11 protein-coding genes are annotated in these 16,922 nt (G+C 72.8%); 2 read left to right on the forward strand and 9 right to left on the reverse strand.

Translation table 11 applies throughout. The features are described 5' to 3' along the window. A partial coding sequence (locus Sya03_RS28910) for a response regulator (protein WP_203941612.1) occupies positions 1 to 549 on the reverse strand: 549 nt, incomplete at its 3' end. 5 nt (positions 550 to 554) lie between these two features. Beyond that, positions 555 to 4,934, reverse strand: coding sequence for a hybrid sensor histidine kinase/response regulator (locus Sya03_RS28915; protein ID WP_203941613.1), 4,380 nt, complete (start codon positions 4,932 to 4,934; stop codon positions 555 to 557). A 125-nt stretch (positions 4,935 to 5,059) separates the two neighbouring features. On the opposite strand from Sya03_RS28915, the gene Sya03_RS28920 reads away from it, so the two are divergent. Beyond that, the gene (locus Sya03_RS28920) at positions 5,060 to 7,096 is read left to right on the forward strand and encodes a SpoIIE family protein phosphatase (protein WP_203941614.1); all 2,037 of its coding nucleotides are present in this window, start codon (positions 5,060 to 5,062) and stop codon (positions 7,094 to 7,096) included. 139 nt (positions 7,097 to 7,235) lie between these two features. Here the strand turns inward: Sya03_RS28920 and Sya03_RS28925 are convergent, their stop codons facing one another. The 3 genes from Sya03_RS28925 to Sya03_RS28935 all read right to left on the reverse strand — a co-directional run bounded on the left by Sya03_RS28925 (position 7,236) and on the right by Sya03_RS28935 (position 10,360). Then, a complete protein-coding gene (locus Sya03_RS28925; RefSeq protein WP_203941615.1) occupies positions 7,236 to 7,802 on the reverse strand; it encodes a hypothetical protein in 567 nt (188 codons plus the stop codon). Between the two features lie 467 nt (positions 7,803 to 8,269). After that, positions 8,270 to 8,497 (reverse strand): hypothetical protein, encoded by a 228-nt coding sequence (locus Sya03_RS28930; RefSeq protein ID WP_203941616.1) that lies wholly within the window; start codon positions 8,495 to 8,497, stop codon positions 8,270 to 8,272. A gap of 714 nt (positions 8,498 to 9,211) precedes the next feature. Next, positions 9,212 to 10,360 (reverse strand): FAD-binding oxidoreductase, encoded by a 1,149-nt coding sequence (locus Sya03_RS28935; protein WP_203941617.1) that lies wholly within the window; start codon positions 10,358 to 10,360, stop codon positions 9,212 to 9,214. A 172-nt stretch (positions 10,361 to 10,532) separates the two neighbouring features. Here Sya03_RS28935 and Sya03_RS28940 point away from each other — a divergent pair, with 172 nt between their 5' ends. Further along, on the forward strand, positions 10,533 to 12,593 hold the full coding sequence (locus Sya03_RS28940; protein WP_203941710.1) for a S9 family peptidase: 2,061 nt from the start codon (positions 10,533 to 10,535) through the stop codon (positions 12,591 to 12,593). Here the strand turns inward: Sya03_RS28940 and Sya03_RS28945 are convergent. Genes Sya03_RS28945 through Sya03_RS28960 form a run of 4 tightly spaced genes read right to left on the reverse strand, consistent with a single transcriptional unit; the run spans position 12,590 to position 16,921 of the window. Next, positions 12,590 to 14,104 (reverse strand): FtsX-like permease family protein, encoded by a 1,515-nt coding sequence (locus Sya03_RS28945; RefSeq protein ID WP_203941618.1) that lies wholly within the window; start codon positions 14,102 to 14,104, stop codon positions 12,590 to 12,592. The two genes, Sya03_RS28940 and Sya03_RS28945, sit on opposite strands and share 4 nt — an antisense overlap. Beyond that, positions 14,101 to 14,790: an ABC transporter ATP-binding protein gene (locus Sya03_RS28950; protein ID WP_203941619.1), complete on the reverse strand. Its 690-nt coding sequence runs from the start codon at positions 14,788 to 14,790 to the stop codon at positions 14,101 to 14,103. The genes Sya03_RS28945 and Sya03_RS28950 overlap by 4 nt, the downstream gene beginning before the upstream one ends. After that, on the reverse strand, positions 14,787 to 15,323 hold the full coding sequence (locus tag Sya03_RS28955; RefSeq protein WP_203941620.1) for a PadR family transcriptional regulator: 537 nt from the start codon (positions 15,321 to 15,323) through the stop codon (positions 14,787 to 14,789). Before Sya03_RS28955 ends, Sya03_RS28950 begins: the two co-directional genes overlap by 4 nt. 32 nt (positions 15,324 to 15,355) lie before the next feature. After that, on the reverse strand, positions 15,356 to 16,921 hold the full coding sequence (locus Sya03_RS28960; protein ID WP_203941621.1) for a SpoIIE family protein phosphatase: 1,566 nt from the start codon (positions 16,919 to 16,921) through the stop codon (positions 15,356 to 15,358). Position 16,922 lies beyond the last annotated feature (1 nt).

Genomic DNA, 16,922 nt, shown 5'->3' on the forward strand with positions numbered 1-16,922 from the left:
GCCCCAGCGGGCCTGTTCGAGGATCTCCAGCGCCTGCGCGCAGGCGTCCGGGCTGCCCGTGGCGCCGCGCAGCACCCGGGTGGCCTCCTCGACCCGGTCGGCGAGCGCCGCGAACTGCGCCTCGCGCTCTCGCACCGCCTCCGCCTGCGCCTTGAGCTGCTGCGTCTTGGTCCACAGCTCCACGAACACCGAGACCTTGGCGCGCAGCACCCACGGGTCGAACGGCTTCGTCAGGTAGTCGACCGCGCCGACCGCGTACCCGCGCAGGGCGAGCTGGGCGTCGCGGTCGGCGGCCGTCAGGAACAGGATCGGCACGTGCCGGGTGCGCTCGCGGCGTTTGATGTGGCTGGCCGTCTCGAAGCCGTCCATGTTGGGCATCTGCGCGTCCAGCAGGATGACCGCGAAGTCGTCCACGAGCAGCTGCTTGAGGGCGGCCTCGCCGCTCTCCACGGCCACGGCGTGCACCGGCAGGCCCTGCAGGATCGCCTCCAGCGCGATCAGGTTGTCCTTGCGGTCGTCGACCAGCAGTGCCTTGGCGGTGTCACCCACGCCCGTCACCCACGCCCGTTCCCGTTGTCGGCGTTGACCCAGCGGGCCATCAGCTCGATCAGCTCGTCCAGGTCGACCGGTTTGGTGATGTAGTCGGTGGCGCCCGCGGCGAGCGCGGACTCCCGGTCGCCCGGCATGGCCTTCGCGGTGAGGAACACTACCGGCAGGTCGACGAAGCGGTGATTCCGGCGGATGCCGCGGGTCGTCTCGTACCCGTCCTGGTCGGGCATCATCGCGTCCATCAGCACGATGTCGACCTCGGGGTGCTCCGCCAGGACGCGGACGCCGTCGACGCCGTTGTCGGAGTAGAGCACCCGCATGCCGTGCAGCTCCAGGGCGCTGGTGAGCGCGAAGACGTTGCGGACGTCGTCGTCGACGATGAGCACCGTGGCGCCGTCGAGCTGCCGGCTGGCCGTGCTGACGGTGTGGTTGTCGCGGTCGGTGCGGGCCGTCAGCATCGGCAGCTCCAGCTCCAGCTCCGGCGGCGGCGTCAGGGCGGGCAGGGCCGGCTGCGGGGTCGCGGCCGCCGGACCGGCCACGCCCTGCAGCACCAGGGCGTCCGGCACGTACAGCGTGAACGTCGAGCCGGAGCCCGGCGCCGACTCCACGGTGATCGTGCCGCCGAGCAGCGTGGCGAGGTCGCGGCTGATCGACAGGCCCAGGCCGGTGCCGCCGTACTTGCGGCTGGTGGTGCCGTCGGCCTGCTGGAACGCCTCGAAGATCAGGCCCAGCTTCTCGTCGGAGATGCCGATGCCGGTGTCGGACACCGAGAACGCCACGACGCGCTGCGCGGCGGACAGGCCGGGCAGGTCGGCGGCGGCGTCCGCCCCGGCCGGGGCGATGCGCAGGGTCACCGAGCCGCTGCCGGTGAACTTGACCGCGTTGGACAGCAGGTTGCGCAGGATCTGCTGGAGCCGCTGCGCGTCGGTGATGATCGACGGCGAGAGGTCCGGCGACAGCTCGACGGCGAACCGCAGCCCCTTCTCCTCCGCCTGCGGCGCGAACGCCTGCTCGACGTACCCCCGGATCTCGTCGAACGACACCTCGTCGGGCTCGACGTCCATCCGGCCGGCCTCGATCTTGGCCAGGTCGAGGATGTCGTCGATGAGCGACAGCAGGTCGGAGCCGGCGCTGTGGATCGTGCGGGCGAACTCGATCTGCTTCGGCGACAGGTTGCGCTCCGGGTTGTCGGCGAGCAGCCGGGCCAGCAGCAGCAGCGAGTTGAGCGGGGTGCGCAGCTCGTGGCTCATGTTGGCGAGGAACTCCGACTTGTACGCCGACGCCCGCGACAGCTGCTGCGCGCGCTCCTCCAGGGTGAGCCGGGCCAGCTCGATCTCCCGGTTCTTCGTCTCGATGTTGCCCTTCTGCTCGCTGAGCAGCTGCGCCTTGTCCTCCAGCTCGGCGTTGGTTCGCTGCAGCTCCGCCGACTGGTCCTGCATCTCGCGGGCCAGGCGCTGCGACTGGGCCAGCAGCTCCTCCGTGCGCCGGTTGGCCTGGATGGTGTTGAGCGCGACGCCGATGGTGGCCACGAGGCGCTCCAGGAACGTCAGGTGCAGCGCGGAGAACGCGGCGACCGAGGCGAACTCGATGACGCCGAGCATCTCCCCCTCGAACAGGATCGGCAGCACCACCAGGTCGTTGGGCTGCATGCTGAGCAGCCCGGAGCGCATGTTGAGGCCGCCGTCGTAGTTGGTGGTGACCCGGATCGTGCGGCGCGACACGGCCGCCTGGCCGACCAGGCCCTCGCCGGGGCCGAACGTGACCTCGTGGTCGCGCTGCACGTACCCGTACGCGGCGGCCAGCCGCAGCCGCAGCACCGCCTCCGCGTTGTCGACCAGGAAGAACGCGCCGAGCTGGGCGTCCACCAGGGGCGTCACCTCGGTCATGATCATGCGGCAGACCTCGCCGACGTCGCGCTGGCCCTGCAGCAGGCCGCCGATGCGGGCGAGGTTGGAGTCCAGCCAGCCCTGCTCGGCGTTCGTCTTCGTCGTCTCGCGCAGCGTGACGATCATCTGGTTGATGTTGTCCTTCAGCTCGGCGACCTCGCCCTGCGCCTCGACGGCGATGCGCTGGGTCAGGTCGCCGCGGGTCACCGACGTGGACACCTCGGCGATGGCGCGCAGCTGGGTGGTCAGCGTGGAGGCGAGCTGGTTGACGTTGTCGGTGAGGTCGCGCCACGTACCCGAGACGCCCTTGACCTGGGCCTGGCCGCCGAGCTTGCCCTCGATGCCCACCTCGCGGCCGACGCGGGTGACCTCGTCGGCGAAGCTCGACAGCTGGTCGACCATCGTGTTGACGGTCGACTTCAGCTCCAGGATCTCGCCGCGCGCGTCGACCGTGATCTTCTGGCTCAGGTCGCCGCGCGCCACGGCCGTGGTGACCGAGGCGATGTTGCGGACCTGGCTGGTCAGGTTCGACGCCATGTAGTTCACGTTGTCGGTGAGGTCGCGCCACGTGCCGGCGACGCCGGGCACCTGGGCCTGGCCGCCGAGCTTGCCCTCCGAGCCCACCTCGCGGGCCACGCGGGTCACCTCGTCGGCGAACGACGACAGCTGGTCCACCATCGTGTTGACGGTCGACTTCAGCTCCAGGATCTCGCCCTGCGCGGCCACCGTGATCTTCTGCGACAGGTCGCCCTTCGCCACCGCGGTGGAGACCTGGGCGATGTTGCGGACCTGGGCGGTCAGGTTCGACGCCATCGAGTTGACGTTGTCGGTGAGGTCGCGCCAGGTGCCGGCGACGCCGCGCACCTGCGCCTGCCCGCCCAGCTTACCCTCGGTGCCGACCTCGCGGGCCACGCGGGTGACCTCGTCGGCGAAGCTCGACAGCTGGTCCACCATCGTGTTGACGGTCGACTTCAGCTCCAGGATCTCGCCGCGCGCGTCGACGGTGATCTTCTGGCTCAGGTCGCCCTTCGCCACCGCCGTCGTCACGCTCGCGATGTTGCGCACCTGGCTGGTCAGGTTCGACGCCATGTAGTTCACGTTGTCGGTCAGGTCGCGCCACGTGCCCAGCACGCCCTTGACCTCGGCCTGGCCGCCCAGCTTGCCCTCCGAGCCCACCTCGCGGGCCACCCGGGTCACCTCGTCGGCGAACGACGACAGCTGGTCCACCATCGTGTTCATCGTGTTCTTCAGCTCGAGGATCTCGCCGCGCGCGTCGACGGTGATCTTCTGGCTCAGGTCGCCCTTCGCCACCGCCGTCGACACCTGCGAGATGTTGCGGACCTGGTCGGTGAGGTTCGCGGCGAGCTGGTTGACGTTCTCGGTGAGGTCGCGCCAGGTGCCGGAGACGCCGCGCACCTGCGCCTGGCCGCCCAGCCGGCCCTCGGTGCCGACCTCGCGGGCCACGCGGGTCACCTCGTCGGCGAAGCTCGACAGCTGGTCCACCATCGTGTTGACGGTGTCCTTCAGCTCCAGGATCTCGCCCTGCGCGGCCACCGTGATCTTCTGCGACAGGTCGCCCTTCGCCACCGCCGTGGAGACCTGGGCGATGTTGCGGACCTGGCTGGTCAGGTTCGACGCCATCGAGTTCACCGAGTCGGTGAGGTCCTTCCAGGTGCCGGCCACGTTCGGCACGTCGGCCTGGCCGCCCAGCTTGCCCTCGGTGCCGACCTCCCGCGCCACCCGGGTGACCTGCTCGGCGAACAGCCGCAGCGTGTCCGTCACGCCGTTCATCGTGTCGGCCAGCTCGGCCACCTCGCCGCGCGCCGACACCGTGATCTTCTGCGACAGGTCGCCGCGGGCCATCGCCGTCGCCACCTGCGAGATCGACCGCACCTGGTGGGTCAGGTTCGACGCCATCGTGTTGACCGAGTCCGTCAGGTCCTTCCAGGTGCCCGCCACGCCGCGCACGTCGGCCTGGCCGCCCAGCTCGCCCTCCGTGCCGACCTCGCGGGCCACGCGGGTCACCTCGTCGGCGAACGACGACAGCTGGTCCACCATCGTGTTCACGGTGCGCCCGATGCGCAGGAACTCGCCGCGCAGCGGCCGGCCGTCCATCTCCAGCGCCATGTGCTGCGACAGGTCGCCCTCGGCCACCGCCACGATGACCCGGCTGATCTCGGTGGTCGGGCGCCCCAGGTCGTCGATGAGCATGTTGACCGCGCGGGCGCTGTCCGCCCACGCCCCGTCGAGGCCCTCCTCGTCCAGGCGCTCGGTCAGCTTGCCGTCCCGGCCCACCACCCGGCTGATCTTGCGCACGTTCAGCGTCTGCCGTTCCTGCAGCTGAACGACCTCGTTGAAGGCGTCGGCGACCTCGCCGGCCGCGCCCGAACGGCGGGGCAGGCGGACCTTCAGGTCGCCGCGCTTCACCCGGCGCAGCGCGTCGGTGAGCTCGCGGAGCAGGGCGGAATCCTCCGCGACGGCCTCTTTCGCCGTGGTCATGGCGTCCTCACAAGTGATCCTGGGTCCTTCATCATGGCGCGTGCGGCGAGACCGAACCAGGCCGGAGTCACTCCGGCGTGCCCGGCAACTTGGTGACAGGCCGGTCGCCGGTGGAGGATGCAGGCGTGTCAGTCGAGGCCGCCACGGCGGAGTTCGTCCGGCGGGTGCGCCTGCCCAACGACCGCCGCACCCCCGCCGCCGCCCGCGCCGTCGTGCGCTCGGTGGTCGAGGAGGCGGTCCTGCACGAACTCCTCAACGAGGCGCTGCTGCTCACCACCGAGCTGTCCACCAACGCGGTCGTGCACGCCGGCACCGACCTCGACATCGAGGTCGTCGGCGACCCCGACGGCCTCACCGTCACCGTCACCGACTTCGCCCCCGGCCCCGTCGAGCAGCTGGCCGTCGGCCCCCGCAACGACTCCGCCGACATCGGCGAGGTGTCCGAGCGCGGCCGCGGCCTGCTGCTCGTCGACCACTTCGCCAGCCGCTGGGGCACCGTGCACAGCGCCGCCGGCAAGGGCGTCTGGTTCCGCCTCGACCGCCGCGGCGCCGCCCGCACCGCCGAGCCGCCCGGCCTCGCCGAACCCACCGCCGCGGTCGCCAGCGACGCCCCCGGTGTCACCGCCCTGCAGGAACTGCTGGAGGTCGGCCCGTCCACCCCGGCGCCGTCGTCGTCCGCCGGCGACACCCTCGCCGAGTTCGCCGGCGAACTCCTCACCCGCCTGGCCCGCCTCACCGGCGCGTCCGGCGCCGTGGTCCGCCTCGACCGCGGCGACGGCATGCGCCAGTTCGCCCGGTACGGCCGCACCCCGCGCGCCGACGCCGAGACCGTCCGCGTGCCGCTCACCGTCCGCCGCCCGTACGCGGGCGACCTGGAACTCGACGCCGCCCCCACCGGCTACACCGCCCCGCTGGCCGCCCTCGTCGCCGAACGCCTGTCGCTGCACCTCGAGAACGACCGCCTGCACCGCACCGACCTGCGCCGCCAGACCTGGCTGACGTTCCTCGCCGAGGCCAGCGAACTGCTCGCCCAGTCCCTCGACGTCGCCCTCACCATGGCGCTCATCCCCCAGCTGGTGGTGCCGCGCCTCGGCCAGTGGTGCGCCGTGCACACCACCGACGAGTGGGGCCGGCTGATCCTGGCGTCCGCCACCCACGCCGACGAGAGCGCCCTCGCCCAGCTGCACGCCACCCTGTCCCTCACCGGCGACGAATCCGTGCTGGCCCGCCTCCAGGAGGCCTCCCGCACCGGCACCCAGGTGCTCCTCGGCGCGCCCCTCGAAGGCTTCGCCGTCCCCCTGGTCGCCCGCGGCCAGCGCCTCGGCACCCTCGCCGTCGGCCGCCACACCGTCGGCCGCCACGACGCCGACGAGGTCAACGTCCTGGAGGACGTCGCCCGCCGCTCCGCCCTCGCCATCGACAACGCCAGAATCCACGACGAACGCCACAAGGTCGCCCGCACCCTCCAGCAGTCCCTGCTCCCCCCGAAACTGCCCACCGTCCCGGGCATCGGCTTCGCCGCCGAATACGTCCCCACCGGCTCCGAGGTCGGCGGCGACTTCTACGACGTCGTCGCCCTGCCCGACAACCGCTGGCTCGTCGTCGTCGGCGACGTCTCCGGCAAGGGCGTCCAGGCCGCCACCGTGACCGGCCTGTGCCGCGACGTCATCCGCATCCTCGCCGGCGACGGCAGACCGCTGCCCGAGGTCCTGTGCCGCCTCAACCAGACCCTCGTCGAACGCGGCCACGGCCGCTACTGCACCCTCGCCGTCGCCGAGGTGTGCCGCACCGGCAGCGGGGCGCTGTCCGTCTCCCTGCACCTGGCCGGGCACGACCGGCCCGTGCTGGTCCGGGCCTCCGGGCGCACCTCGTTCGTCGGCGAAGGCGGCACCGCACTCGGGCTGCTCGAGACCATCACGTCGCCCGCCACCGCGCTGACCCTGGACGCGGGCGACTCGCTGATCTTCTACACCGACGGGGTGACCGAGCGGCGGCGCGGTCGGGAGCTGTTCGGGATCGAGCGGTTGCGGCAGGCGTCCGTGCCGCTGGCCGGGTACTCGGCGGACGTGGTGGCGGCGCGGCTGCGGGCGGCGACGATCTCGTTCTCCGTCGAGGAACCCCGCGACGACATCGCCATCCTTGTGCTACGCAACGACGCCTGACGGCTAAGCCTGAACTCTGCCCTCAGCGTCACAAATCGCTGCATCACCAGCATCTAACTCATCGAACGTTTGACGGCACTGACACGGCCGGCAACCCACTCCCCTCGAGTGAACTGCGCGACCTAAGCGGTCTACCACCTCAATGATCGATGGACTCGAGCCACCGCCGCGCAGCATGCCTCTCCTGCTGCGGCGTTCCAGGCCAGCCGGCCTTCCAATCCGCGAGTTCGCGCAGTCCAGTTAGGTCATGAAATTTGTTCACTACCACAGCGCCGATCATGTCCCCGCCGGCCGTGCCACAAACAATGACATCTCCGGCAAGCGACAGCATGGCGAAATCCGGCACTCCGAAACCGGTGCCGAGCGCAGCCGCCGAGCCTGCGCCCATCATGTCCCAGCATTCGGCAAGCTTCACGTGCGCCCACCACCAGTCGCCCTCAGAGATTTCGACGGCGACCAAGAATTCTCGATCGTCAACGACGAGTCCCCCTCGAAGGGAAATCTCGAACCACCCGGCATTCGCAATAGCTATGAAATCCGGAACGTCGGTGCCAACGACCGCTCTTGGCCATGCACCAGATTCTGGCGGATAACCCGGAGCAAGAGCGGCGAGTGTTGGTGGGACAAGAGGGCTCTCCCGGCCCATCAGCCCGAGAAAGATCAGACCCGCGGGAGCCAATCTTTCAGAATAGTTCGCCTTATTCATTTCCTCAGGCCCTCGGATCTGCTAGAAACGCCAGCGAAGCGGTGCTTGGCGCCATGGGCAAATGCCGTGCATCGCTCAGCTTATCAATCATAGAGGGTGGTGACCCGTAGCTGTGTACACAACCCCCGCTCAAGGGAAAAGGCAACCTGACCATTGGCGAGCCTATCCAGATATTCCAGCACCGCCTAGCCGGACCATTCAAATTTCAGCTGGAACGTGTCGACACTGCCGTTCGGGTGCAGTCGCGGCGATGCCCCAAGCCGAGGGCGGAACTTCGCCTTACCGCATGCATTAGCAGCCAGTCCGGCGAGTCGGGCAGCACCGGCTTACCGTCGGCCGAGCCGCACAGGCTGCCTCTTGGCGAGCCACGCCGACCAAGCGCAACTGGGCAGGCCGACACCGGCCTGCCGCGCGAGCCCACCCAGCCGGGGTCCGGCCGGTGGGTTGCTCGTTCGACAGCGTTCGGTTCACGCCCGGCAGGTGGTGACCTCGCAGACCCGCGGGCCCTGCGGCCCGAGGCGGACCGTCACCCACTGGGTCACGGAGTCGCCGCCGGCCAACGTCAGCCGCACCGGGTACGTCAGCTCCCCCGCGCCCGCCCGCGGCTCCCCCACGTCGAAGGCGGTGAACTTGGGCCACGCGGGCGCCGACCCGGACGGGCAGGTCAGGTCGGCGGGCGCGCCGCCGGTGCGCACCTCGGTCAGATAGGTCGTGAGGACGGACGTGGCCGTCGCGCGACGGTCGCGCGGTGACGGCGTCGGCGAGGCCAGCGCAGCGCCGGAAACCACCACAGTAAAAGCCGCAAAGAGGACACCACCTCGTACAGAGAGCCGATAGGTCACAGGAGATCCCTACGTCGGAAGGGTCGGACGGACATGGAGCGTCATGGAGGAGGCGACCGACCCGGCCCTCACGTCCTCAGGAGACGCCCGAGGACCTGACGGGTCGAGTTCCGTGACGCGAACCGGACATGATCGCCGCCGGGAACAGGTGCCGGTCCGACTCCGCCCCCGGCGCAGCGGCGCGGAAGCACCACCACCCGGAAGCGGACGCCGACATGGCACCGCGCGCTGCGCCACCCACGCCTGCGAGCGACGCAGACGCGCAAGGCCAAGGCCCGCAGCGGCCCAGCGCGTGGTGGCCCGCCACGTCGGCACCGCGCCGTGGCCCGCCACCGCCGACAACGCGCCGTGGCCCGCCACCGCCGACAACGCGCCGTGGCCCGCCACCGCCGGCACCGCGCCGCAGCCCGGCACCGCCGGCACCCACCGTGGTCCGGCATCGCACCCTGGCCCGGCACAGCCGGCACCCACCGTGGTCCGGCACCGCACCCCGGCCCGGCACCGGCAGCACCCCGCGCCCCGTCACCCGGCAGCACCGAGGCACAGCGGCCGCCGCGCCGGGAGGGGCTAGAACAGGTCGTCGCGGGAGGCCACGTCGACCGCGGCGCGGATCGCCGGTGGCGCCGACACCACCACGCACCGGCCGCCGCGGGCCAGTAGCACGCTGCGGGCCGCGTCGAGGATCTGTTCCACGCGCAGCGGGGACAGCCCGCGGGGCAGGACCGCGTGCACCGAGCCCACCCCGGCGCTGCCCCGGACCGGCACGGCCACCCCGGCGGCGTCGCGCAGGGCGTAGACCGCGGCGTGCAGGTCGGCGATGGGGACGGTGACGCGCAGGGCCACGTCGTCGGGGCCGAACGGGTAGCGGCCCCACCACGGCGGTGCGGTGCCGGAGACGGTGGCCGACGGGCCGAGGAGGTCGGCGATGCGGGCGGCGCGCTGGCGGGCGGAGACCGGGCCGCCCTCTACGAGGACGACGAGGGTGCCGGGCTGGTCGGCGCCGGGGGCGGGCAGGTCGACCTCGATGGCGGACGGGTCGGCGTCGGCGGCGAGGATCTGGGCGACCAGGTCGTGGACCTGCAGCGGGGTCCACACGGGGCAGCCGGCGTAGATGCGGGTGTCGGGGATGGTCTGCACGCGGACGGTGGCGGCGAGGATGACGCCGTCGGGCGGGCGCAGGTCGTCGGGTGGGGCGGTGACGGCGGCGCCGCCGGGCAGGACGTAGGAGACGGCGCTGACCTGGGCGCTGGGCGGGCCGTAGCGGTGGCGCAGCGGGCCGGCCTCGTTGGTGGCGAGGACGCCGCCGAGGGAGGCGTCGGCGGACGGCGGGTCGAGGGCGAGGCGCTGGCCGTGCAGGGCGAGGGCGCGCTGGACGGCGCGGACGGGGGTGCCGGCGCCGACCTGGGCGGTGCCGGCCTCGGGGCGGTGGTCCCAGATGCCGGCGAGGCGGGCGGTGTCGAGGATGAGGTCGACGCCGGGCGGGGCCCAGCCCCAGTCGATCTTCGTGCCGGAGCCGCGGGGGACGACGGCGAGGTTGCGGGCGGTGGCAAGCTGGAGGGTGTCGGCCACGGCGGCGTCGGTGCCGGGGGCGGCGACCCAGCGGGCCTGGCGGCCGGCGACGGTGTCGGCGGGCCCGCCGGGGCGGGCGAAGTGGGGGCCGCAGATCTCGACCAGTGCGCGCAGCACGGGTTCGCGGGAGGGCAGCGGCGTGGTCATCTCGCTGGATTCCCGGACATCACGGCCTCCCCGAGCTTCGCGGCGGATTCCTGCATCGAACAGCCGAAGATCGTTCACTCTGCCCATCGTACACATGTTCGAACGCACCCGGTCGGCCAATCCGTCGATCTGTCGGAACCGGGCGGTAACGTCTGGTGTCGTGACAGACGAAATGAGCCCGCCCGCGGCCCGCCGCGTTCCCGTCGAGCGCACGCACCACGGCGACACGGTCGTCGACGAGTACGTCTGGCTCACGCAGAAGGACGACCCGGAGGTCCGGGCGTACCTGGAGGCGGAGAACGCCTGGACGGAGCAGCGCACCGCGCACCTGGCGAAGACGCGCGAGGCCGTGTTCGAGGAGATCCGCGGCCGCACGCAGGAGACCGACCTGTCGGTGCCCACCCGCAAGGGCGGGTACTGGTACTACACCCGCACGGTCGAGGGCCGGCAGTACGGCATCCAGTGCCGCCGCCCGGCCGCGCCGGGCGAGACGGCGCCGCCGGTCACCGGTGACGGCGCCCCGCCGGCCGGCGAGGAGGTGCTGCTCGACGGCAACGAGCTGGCGGAGGGCAAGGACTTCTTCGCGCTCGGCACGTTCGACGTGAGCCCCGACGGCACCCGGCTGGCGTTCTCGACGGACTTCGCCGGCGACGAGCGGTTCACGCTGCGGGTGAAGGACCTGACGACCGGCGAGGTGCTGGCCGACGAGATCCCCGAGGTGTTCTACGGCAGCGCGTGGTCGGCCGACGGCTCGACGCTGTTCTACGTGACGGTGGACGACGCGTGGCGCCCGCACCGGGTGTGGCGGCACACGGTCAGCGGCGGCACGAAGGACGAGCTGGTCTTCGAGGAGCCGGACGAGCGGTTCTGGGTGGGCGTCGAGCTGACCCGGTCGCAGAAGTTCCTGCTGATCGAGGCGCAGAGCAAGGTCACCACCGAGGTGCGCGCGATCCCGGCGGACGACCCCACGGCGCCCGCGACGGTGGTGGCGCCGCGCCGGCAGGGCGTGGAGTACTCGGTGGAGCACCACGGGCACCGGTTCCTGATCCTGCACAACGACGGCGCGGAGGACTTCGCGCTGGCGTACACGTCGGCGGACGCCCCGGGCGACTGGGTGCCGCTGATCCCCCACGAGCCGGGCACCCGGCTGGAGTCGGTCGACGCGTTCGCCCGGCACCTGGTGGTGTCGCAGCGGCGCGACGGGCTGACCGGGCTGCGGGTGATCACCGACGGCAGCACCGACAGCTACGAGATCGACTTCCCGGAGCCGCTGTACAGCGTCGGCCTGGACAGCAACCCGGAGTACGACACGGCCGTCATCCGGCTGCACTACACGAGCCTGGTCACGCCCGACTCGGTGTACGACTACGACCTGACCACCCGGGCGATGACGCTGCGCAAGCGCAAGCCGGTGCTGGGCGACTTCGACCCGGAGGCGTACGAGCAGCACCGCGAGTGGGCGACCGCGCCGGACGGCACCCGGGTGCCGATCTCGCTGGTGGCGCGCCGGGGCACGCCGAAGGACGCGCCGCTGCTGCTGTACGGCTACGGCTCGTACGAGCACAGCCTCGACCCGTGGTTCTCCATCGCCCGGCTGTCGCTGCTGGACCGGGGCGTGGTGTTCGCGGTGGCGCACGTGCGCGGCGGCGGCGAGCTGGGCCGCCGCTGGTACGACCAGGGCAAGATGCTGGCGAAGCGCAACACGTTCACGGACTTCGTGGCGTGCGCCCGGCACCTGACGGCGGCGGGCTGGACCAGCGCGGACAAGCTGGTGGCGCGGGGCGGTTCGGCGGGCGGCCTGCTGATGGGCGCGGTGGCGAACCTGGCGCCGGACGCGTTCGCGGGCATCGTGGCGGAGGTGCCGTTCGTCGACGCGCTGAACTCCATCCTGGACCCGACGCTGCCGCTGACGGTGACGGAGTGGGAGGAGTGGGGCAACCCGCTGGAGTCGCCCGAGGTGTACGCGTACATGAAGTCGTACACCCCGTACGAGAACGTGGCGCCGGTGGCGTACCCGGCGATCCTGGCGGTGACCAGCCTGAACGACACCCGCGTGCTGTACCACGAGCCGGCCCGGTGGATCGCCCGCCTGCGGGCGACCGCACCGGGCGGCGACTATCTGCTGAAGACCGAGATGGGCGCCGGCCACGGCGGCCCGAGCGGCCGGTACGACTCCTGGAAGGAGGAGGCGTTCGTGGTCGCCTGGATCCTCGACCGGGTGGGCCGGGCCTAGCCGGCGCGCAGCTCCTCGACGCTGGTGGCGGACCGCATGAGCGCCAGGCCCGCCACCAGCGCCAGCAGCATCAGGGCGAGGGTGCCGCCGCCGAGCAGGGTGAGCTCGGGCAGCGGGACGGGGATGTCCCGGACGACCTGGGGCGTCCACGTCCAGAACGGCGACGACTCGTCGGCGCACTGCGCGTCGGTGCCCGAACAGGTGCCGGCGCGGCCGGTGGTGACCTCGGTGCCGAGCACGGTGCGCGGCAGGCTGGTGCCCACGGTGAGGGCGACGAGCACGGCCGGCACGAACGGGGTGAGGGCCTGCCAGGCGAGCGCCCCGGCGATGGTGCGGCGCGGCACGCCGGCGGCGAGCAGCGCGGCCTCGGTGCGCCGCCGGGCGACGATGCCCTCGGTCATCGCGACCAGCAGCCCGGCGGCGGCGAGGATGAGCCCGATGCCGACGGCCACGTTCACCAGGGCGAAGGCGTTGAGGTAGAAGGACGTGTCGCCACCGAGGCTGATGCCGCTGCCGTCGGTGGCGCCGGCGAGCCGGTTGGCCTCGTCCATGGCGGCGATCTCGGTGACGAAGTACTGCCGCACGCCGAGCGCGACGGCGCCGAACACCACGGCCGCGAGCAGGGCGGCGAGGGTGCGGCTGCCGCTCCACGGGTCGGCCATGAGGCGGCGGCCGGCGAGCAGCGCGGCGGGCCGGCGGCCGTACCGGACGAGCAGGCGGCCGGCGGTCCACGCGATCCAGCCGGTACCGAAGACGATGCCCAGGGTCACGAGCAGCACGCCGAGGATGGCGAGCGTGTAGCCGGCGTTGCGGGGCACGGGGAGCGGCGGGTCGTCGCGGTAGACGGGGATCAAGGCGACGATGAGCACGCCCAGCACGATCGGGGCGCCCGTCCAGGCCCGCGGCGCGCGGTCGCGAACACGCCGCGTCACGCCGAGCGGGGTGATGATGACGCGGCGCAGCAGCAGCGCGCCGATCAGCGCGGCGGCGAGCGGGACGGCGAGCACGACCGCGGCGACGGCGACGGGCGACGGCAGCACGTCGGTGGGCAGGTACCGCTGGCCGGAGGGGTCGCGGCGGTCGAGGGTCGCGCGCAGCACGAGGAAGGCGGCGAGCCCGGCGACCGTCCCGGCGAGCGCGGCGAGGCCGGTCTCGGCGGCGGCGATCCAGACGGCCTGGCGCGGCGTGGCGCCGGCGAGCCGGACGGCGGCGAGCCGGCGGTCCCGGGCGGGAGCGCCGAGCCGGATGCACTGCCCGGCCAGGGCCAGCACCGGCAGCCCCAGCAGGATGAGGGCGGTGATCACCCCGGGCCGCAGGCCCGCCTCGTTGAGCAGGGCGTTGGTGTACGGCTCGGGCCAGGTGCCGGGGGCGCCCGGCCGGATCGCGGCGACGGTGGCGGCGGCGAGCAGCGCCACCGCGGCGAGGGCGGCGCTCAGCGCGGTCAGCGCGGCGCGCAGCCGGTCGGTGCGGGTGCCCGCGTAGGCGAGCCGCAGCATCGTCCCCGGCTTCACGAGCCGATCCCGATGCCGAGGCCGCTCGGGTCGGCGGCGCCGTCGAGCAGGACGAGCTCGCGGTCGGCGTAGCCGGCGACGCGGGCGTCGTGGGTGACGAGCAGGACGGCCATGCCGCGCTCGCGGGCGGTGCGGACGATCTCGGTGAGGACGGTCTCGCCGGTGACGGTGTCGAGGGAGCCGGTGGGCTCGTCGGCGAACAGGACCGCGGGCTCGGTGACCAGCGCCCGGGCGACCGCGCAGCGCTGCTGCTGGCCGCCGGACATGGTGCCCGGCCGCTGGTCGGCGCAGTCGGCGACGCCGAACCGGTCGAGCCAGGACGTCGCGGCCTCCCGCGCCGCTCGCCGCCCCGTGCCGGCGAGGAGCAGCGGGAGGGCGACGTTCTCCGCGGCCGTGAGTTCCGGCACGAGCTGGCCGTACTGGAACAGCACGCCGAACTCGGTGCGCCGCAGCTTCGAGCGGTCGGCCTCGGACCGCGTGGTCAGGTCGGCGTCGCGGTAGTGCACGGCGCCGGAGTCGGGGGTGAGGATGCCGGACAGGCAGTGCAGCAGGGTGGACTTGCCGCAGCCGCTGGGCCCGGTGACGGCCAGGATCTCGCCCGGGGAGAGCTCCACGTCGACGCCGCGCAGGGCGAGGGTGGGGCCGTAGCTGCGGGTGAGTGCGCTCCCGCGCAGGATCGGGGTCATGCGTGTACCTCCCGGTACAGGTCGGCGACGCGCAGCAGGGTTGCCTGGAGCCAGCGCAGGTCGGCGTCGAGGTGGGCGATGGCGAAGTCGGCGGCGACGACGTCGCCCACGCTCGCGCCGGGTGCGGTCTTGGCGGCCGTCAGCTCGCGCAGCCGGGCCATGTGGGCGGCGCGCTGGTCGGCCAGGTAACTGCGGGCGCGGTCGGCGTCGGCGGCGAGCAGCGCGACGACGACCTTGTTGAACAGGGCGCTCACCACGTACGGGGCGGGCGTCTCGACGGTGTGCAGCCACTCGTCGAGGGCGACGCGGCCGCGGGACGTGAGGGCGTACGCGACGCGTTCGGGCCCGCCGTCCTGGTCCTTCTCGGCCTGTTCGACGAGTCCGTCGCGTTCGAGCCGGCCGAGGGTGGCGTAGACCTGACCGAACGCGAGCGGCTTGGCGCGGGGCATGCGCTCGTCGTGGGCGCGTTTGAGTTCGTAGCCGTGCCTGGGGCCGCCCGCGAGCAACCCCAGCAGGACGTGCGGGGTGGACATGGCCGGTACTATTCACTCAGTGAATAGCCGCGTCAAGCCCCTTCGGGGTGGCGGCGCAGGGCGACGACCGCGATGTCGTCGCCCTGGTTCTGGCTGCCCGCGAGCGACACCAGCAGGCGCTGGCAGAACGCGTCGAGGCTCGGTTCGACCTGCTCGGCGCACCGGGCCAGCGCCGCCAGCCCCACGTCGATGTCGGCGTCGCGCCGCTCGATCAGGCCGTCGGTGTAGAGCACCAGGGTGCCGCCGGGCGGCAGCTCGAACTCCGTGTCGCCCGGCCGGTCGGCCGTCAGGCCCAGCAGCGGGCCGCGCTGCTCCAGGAACGACACGCCGTCCGCCGAGTGCAGCAGCGGCGGCAGGTGCCCGGCGCTGGCCATCCGCACCCGGCCCGTCGCCGGGTCCAGCATCAGCAGGCAGATCGTCGCCGACTCGACGGGCAGCACCGTGCGCATCAGCTGGTTGACCCGCTCCAGCACCGCGCTCGGCGAGTGGCCCTCCACCGCGTACGCCCGCACCGCGTGCCGCAGCTCCGCCATCACCGTCGCCGCGTGCAGCGAGTGACCCGCCACGTCGCCGATCGCCACCAGCAGGTGGCCGTCGATCATCGTCAGCTCGTAGAAGTCGCCGCCGACCTCCGTCTGGGCGCCCGCCGGCTCGTAGCGCACCGCCAGGTCCACCCCCGGCACGTCCGGCAGGCGCGACGGCAGCAGGCTGCGCTGCAGCGTCACCGCGATGCGGTGCTCCTCGTCGAACGAGCGCTGCGCCTCGACCGCCGCCGCGACCGCCTGGGCCAGCTGGCGCAGCACCGGGGCGCCCGGCGTGTTCGCGCTGTGCGGGACGGCCACGTAGGCCGGCGGGCGGTCAGCCCGCAGCCGCGCCGACGCCACCGCCACCGCGTCCCCGTCCGGCCACTGCGCCAGGTCCCACGCCGACGGCTGGTCCGTGCGCAGCGACGAGCCGACCCCGGCCACGCCGTCGGGCACCGTCCAGGGGCGTACCACCGCGGCGGAGCCGGCCCGCTCGACCACCGCGGCCAGCGACTCCCCCTCGGACGTCTCGGTGACGACCGCCGCCGGGCCGCCGAAGATGCGGCTCGCGCCCACCGCGGCGGCCTGCATCAGGCCGACGAGCGTCGCCGACGAGTTCACCGCCAGCGTCGTCTCGGCCAGCTGGAGCATGCGCCCGGCCAGCAGCTCCGCGCGCTGCCGGGCCCGGTAGTACCGCAGCACCGCCTGCGCCGTGGCGATCAGCTCATCCGGCTCGATCGGCTCCACCAGATACGCGTCCGCGCCGCGGTTGAGCCCCTGCGCCCGGTCCACCACGTCCACCGCGTGCGCCGACACGTGCACCACCGGCAGGGCGCTCAGGCGGGGGCTCTTCTTGATCCGCTCGCACACCTCGAAGCCGCTGATGTCGGGCAGCTTGACGTCGAGGACCACCAGGTCGACCTCGGTCGGGGCGCCCTCCAGCAGCTCCAGCGCCGACAGGCCGGTCTGCGCCTCCCGGACCGCGAACCCGGCCCGGGTCAGCCAGCTGACCAGCAGGTAACGCTTGGTCGCGCTGTCGTCGACCACGAGCACGGTGCCCGGCTCGGCCACCATG

The sequence above is a fragment of the Spirilliplanes yamanashiensis genome, assembly GCF_016863475.1.
Classification (GTDB): domain Bacteria; phylum Actinomycetota; class Actinomycetes; order Mycobacteriales; family Micromonosporaceae; genus Spirilliplanes; species Spirilliplanes yamanashiensis.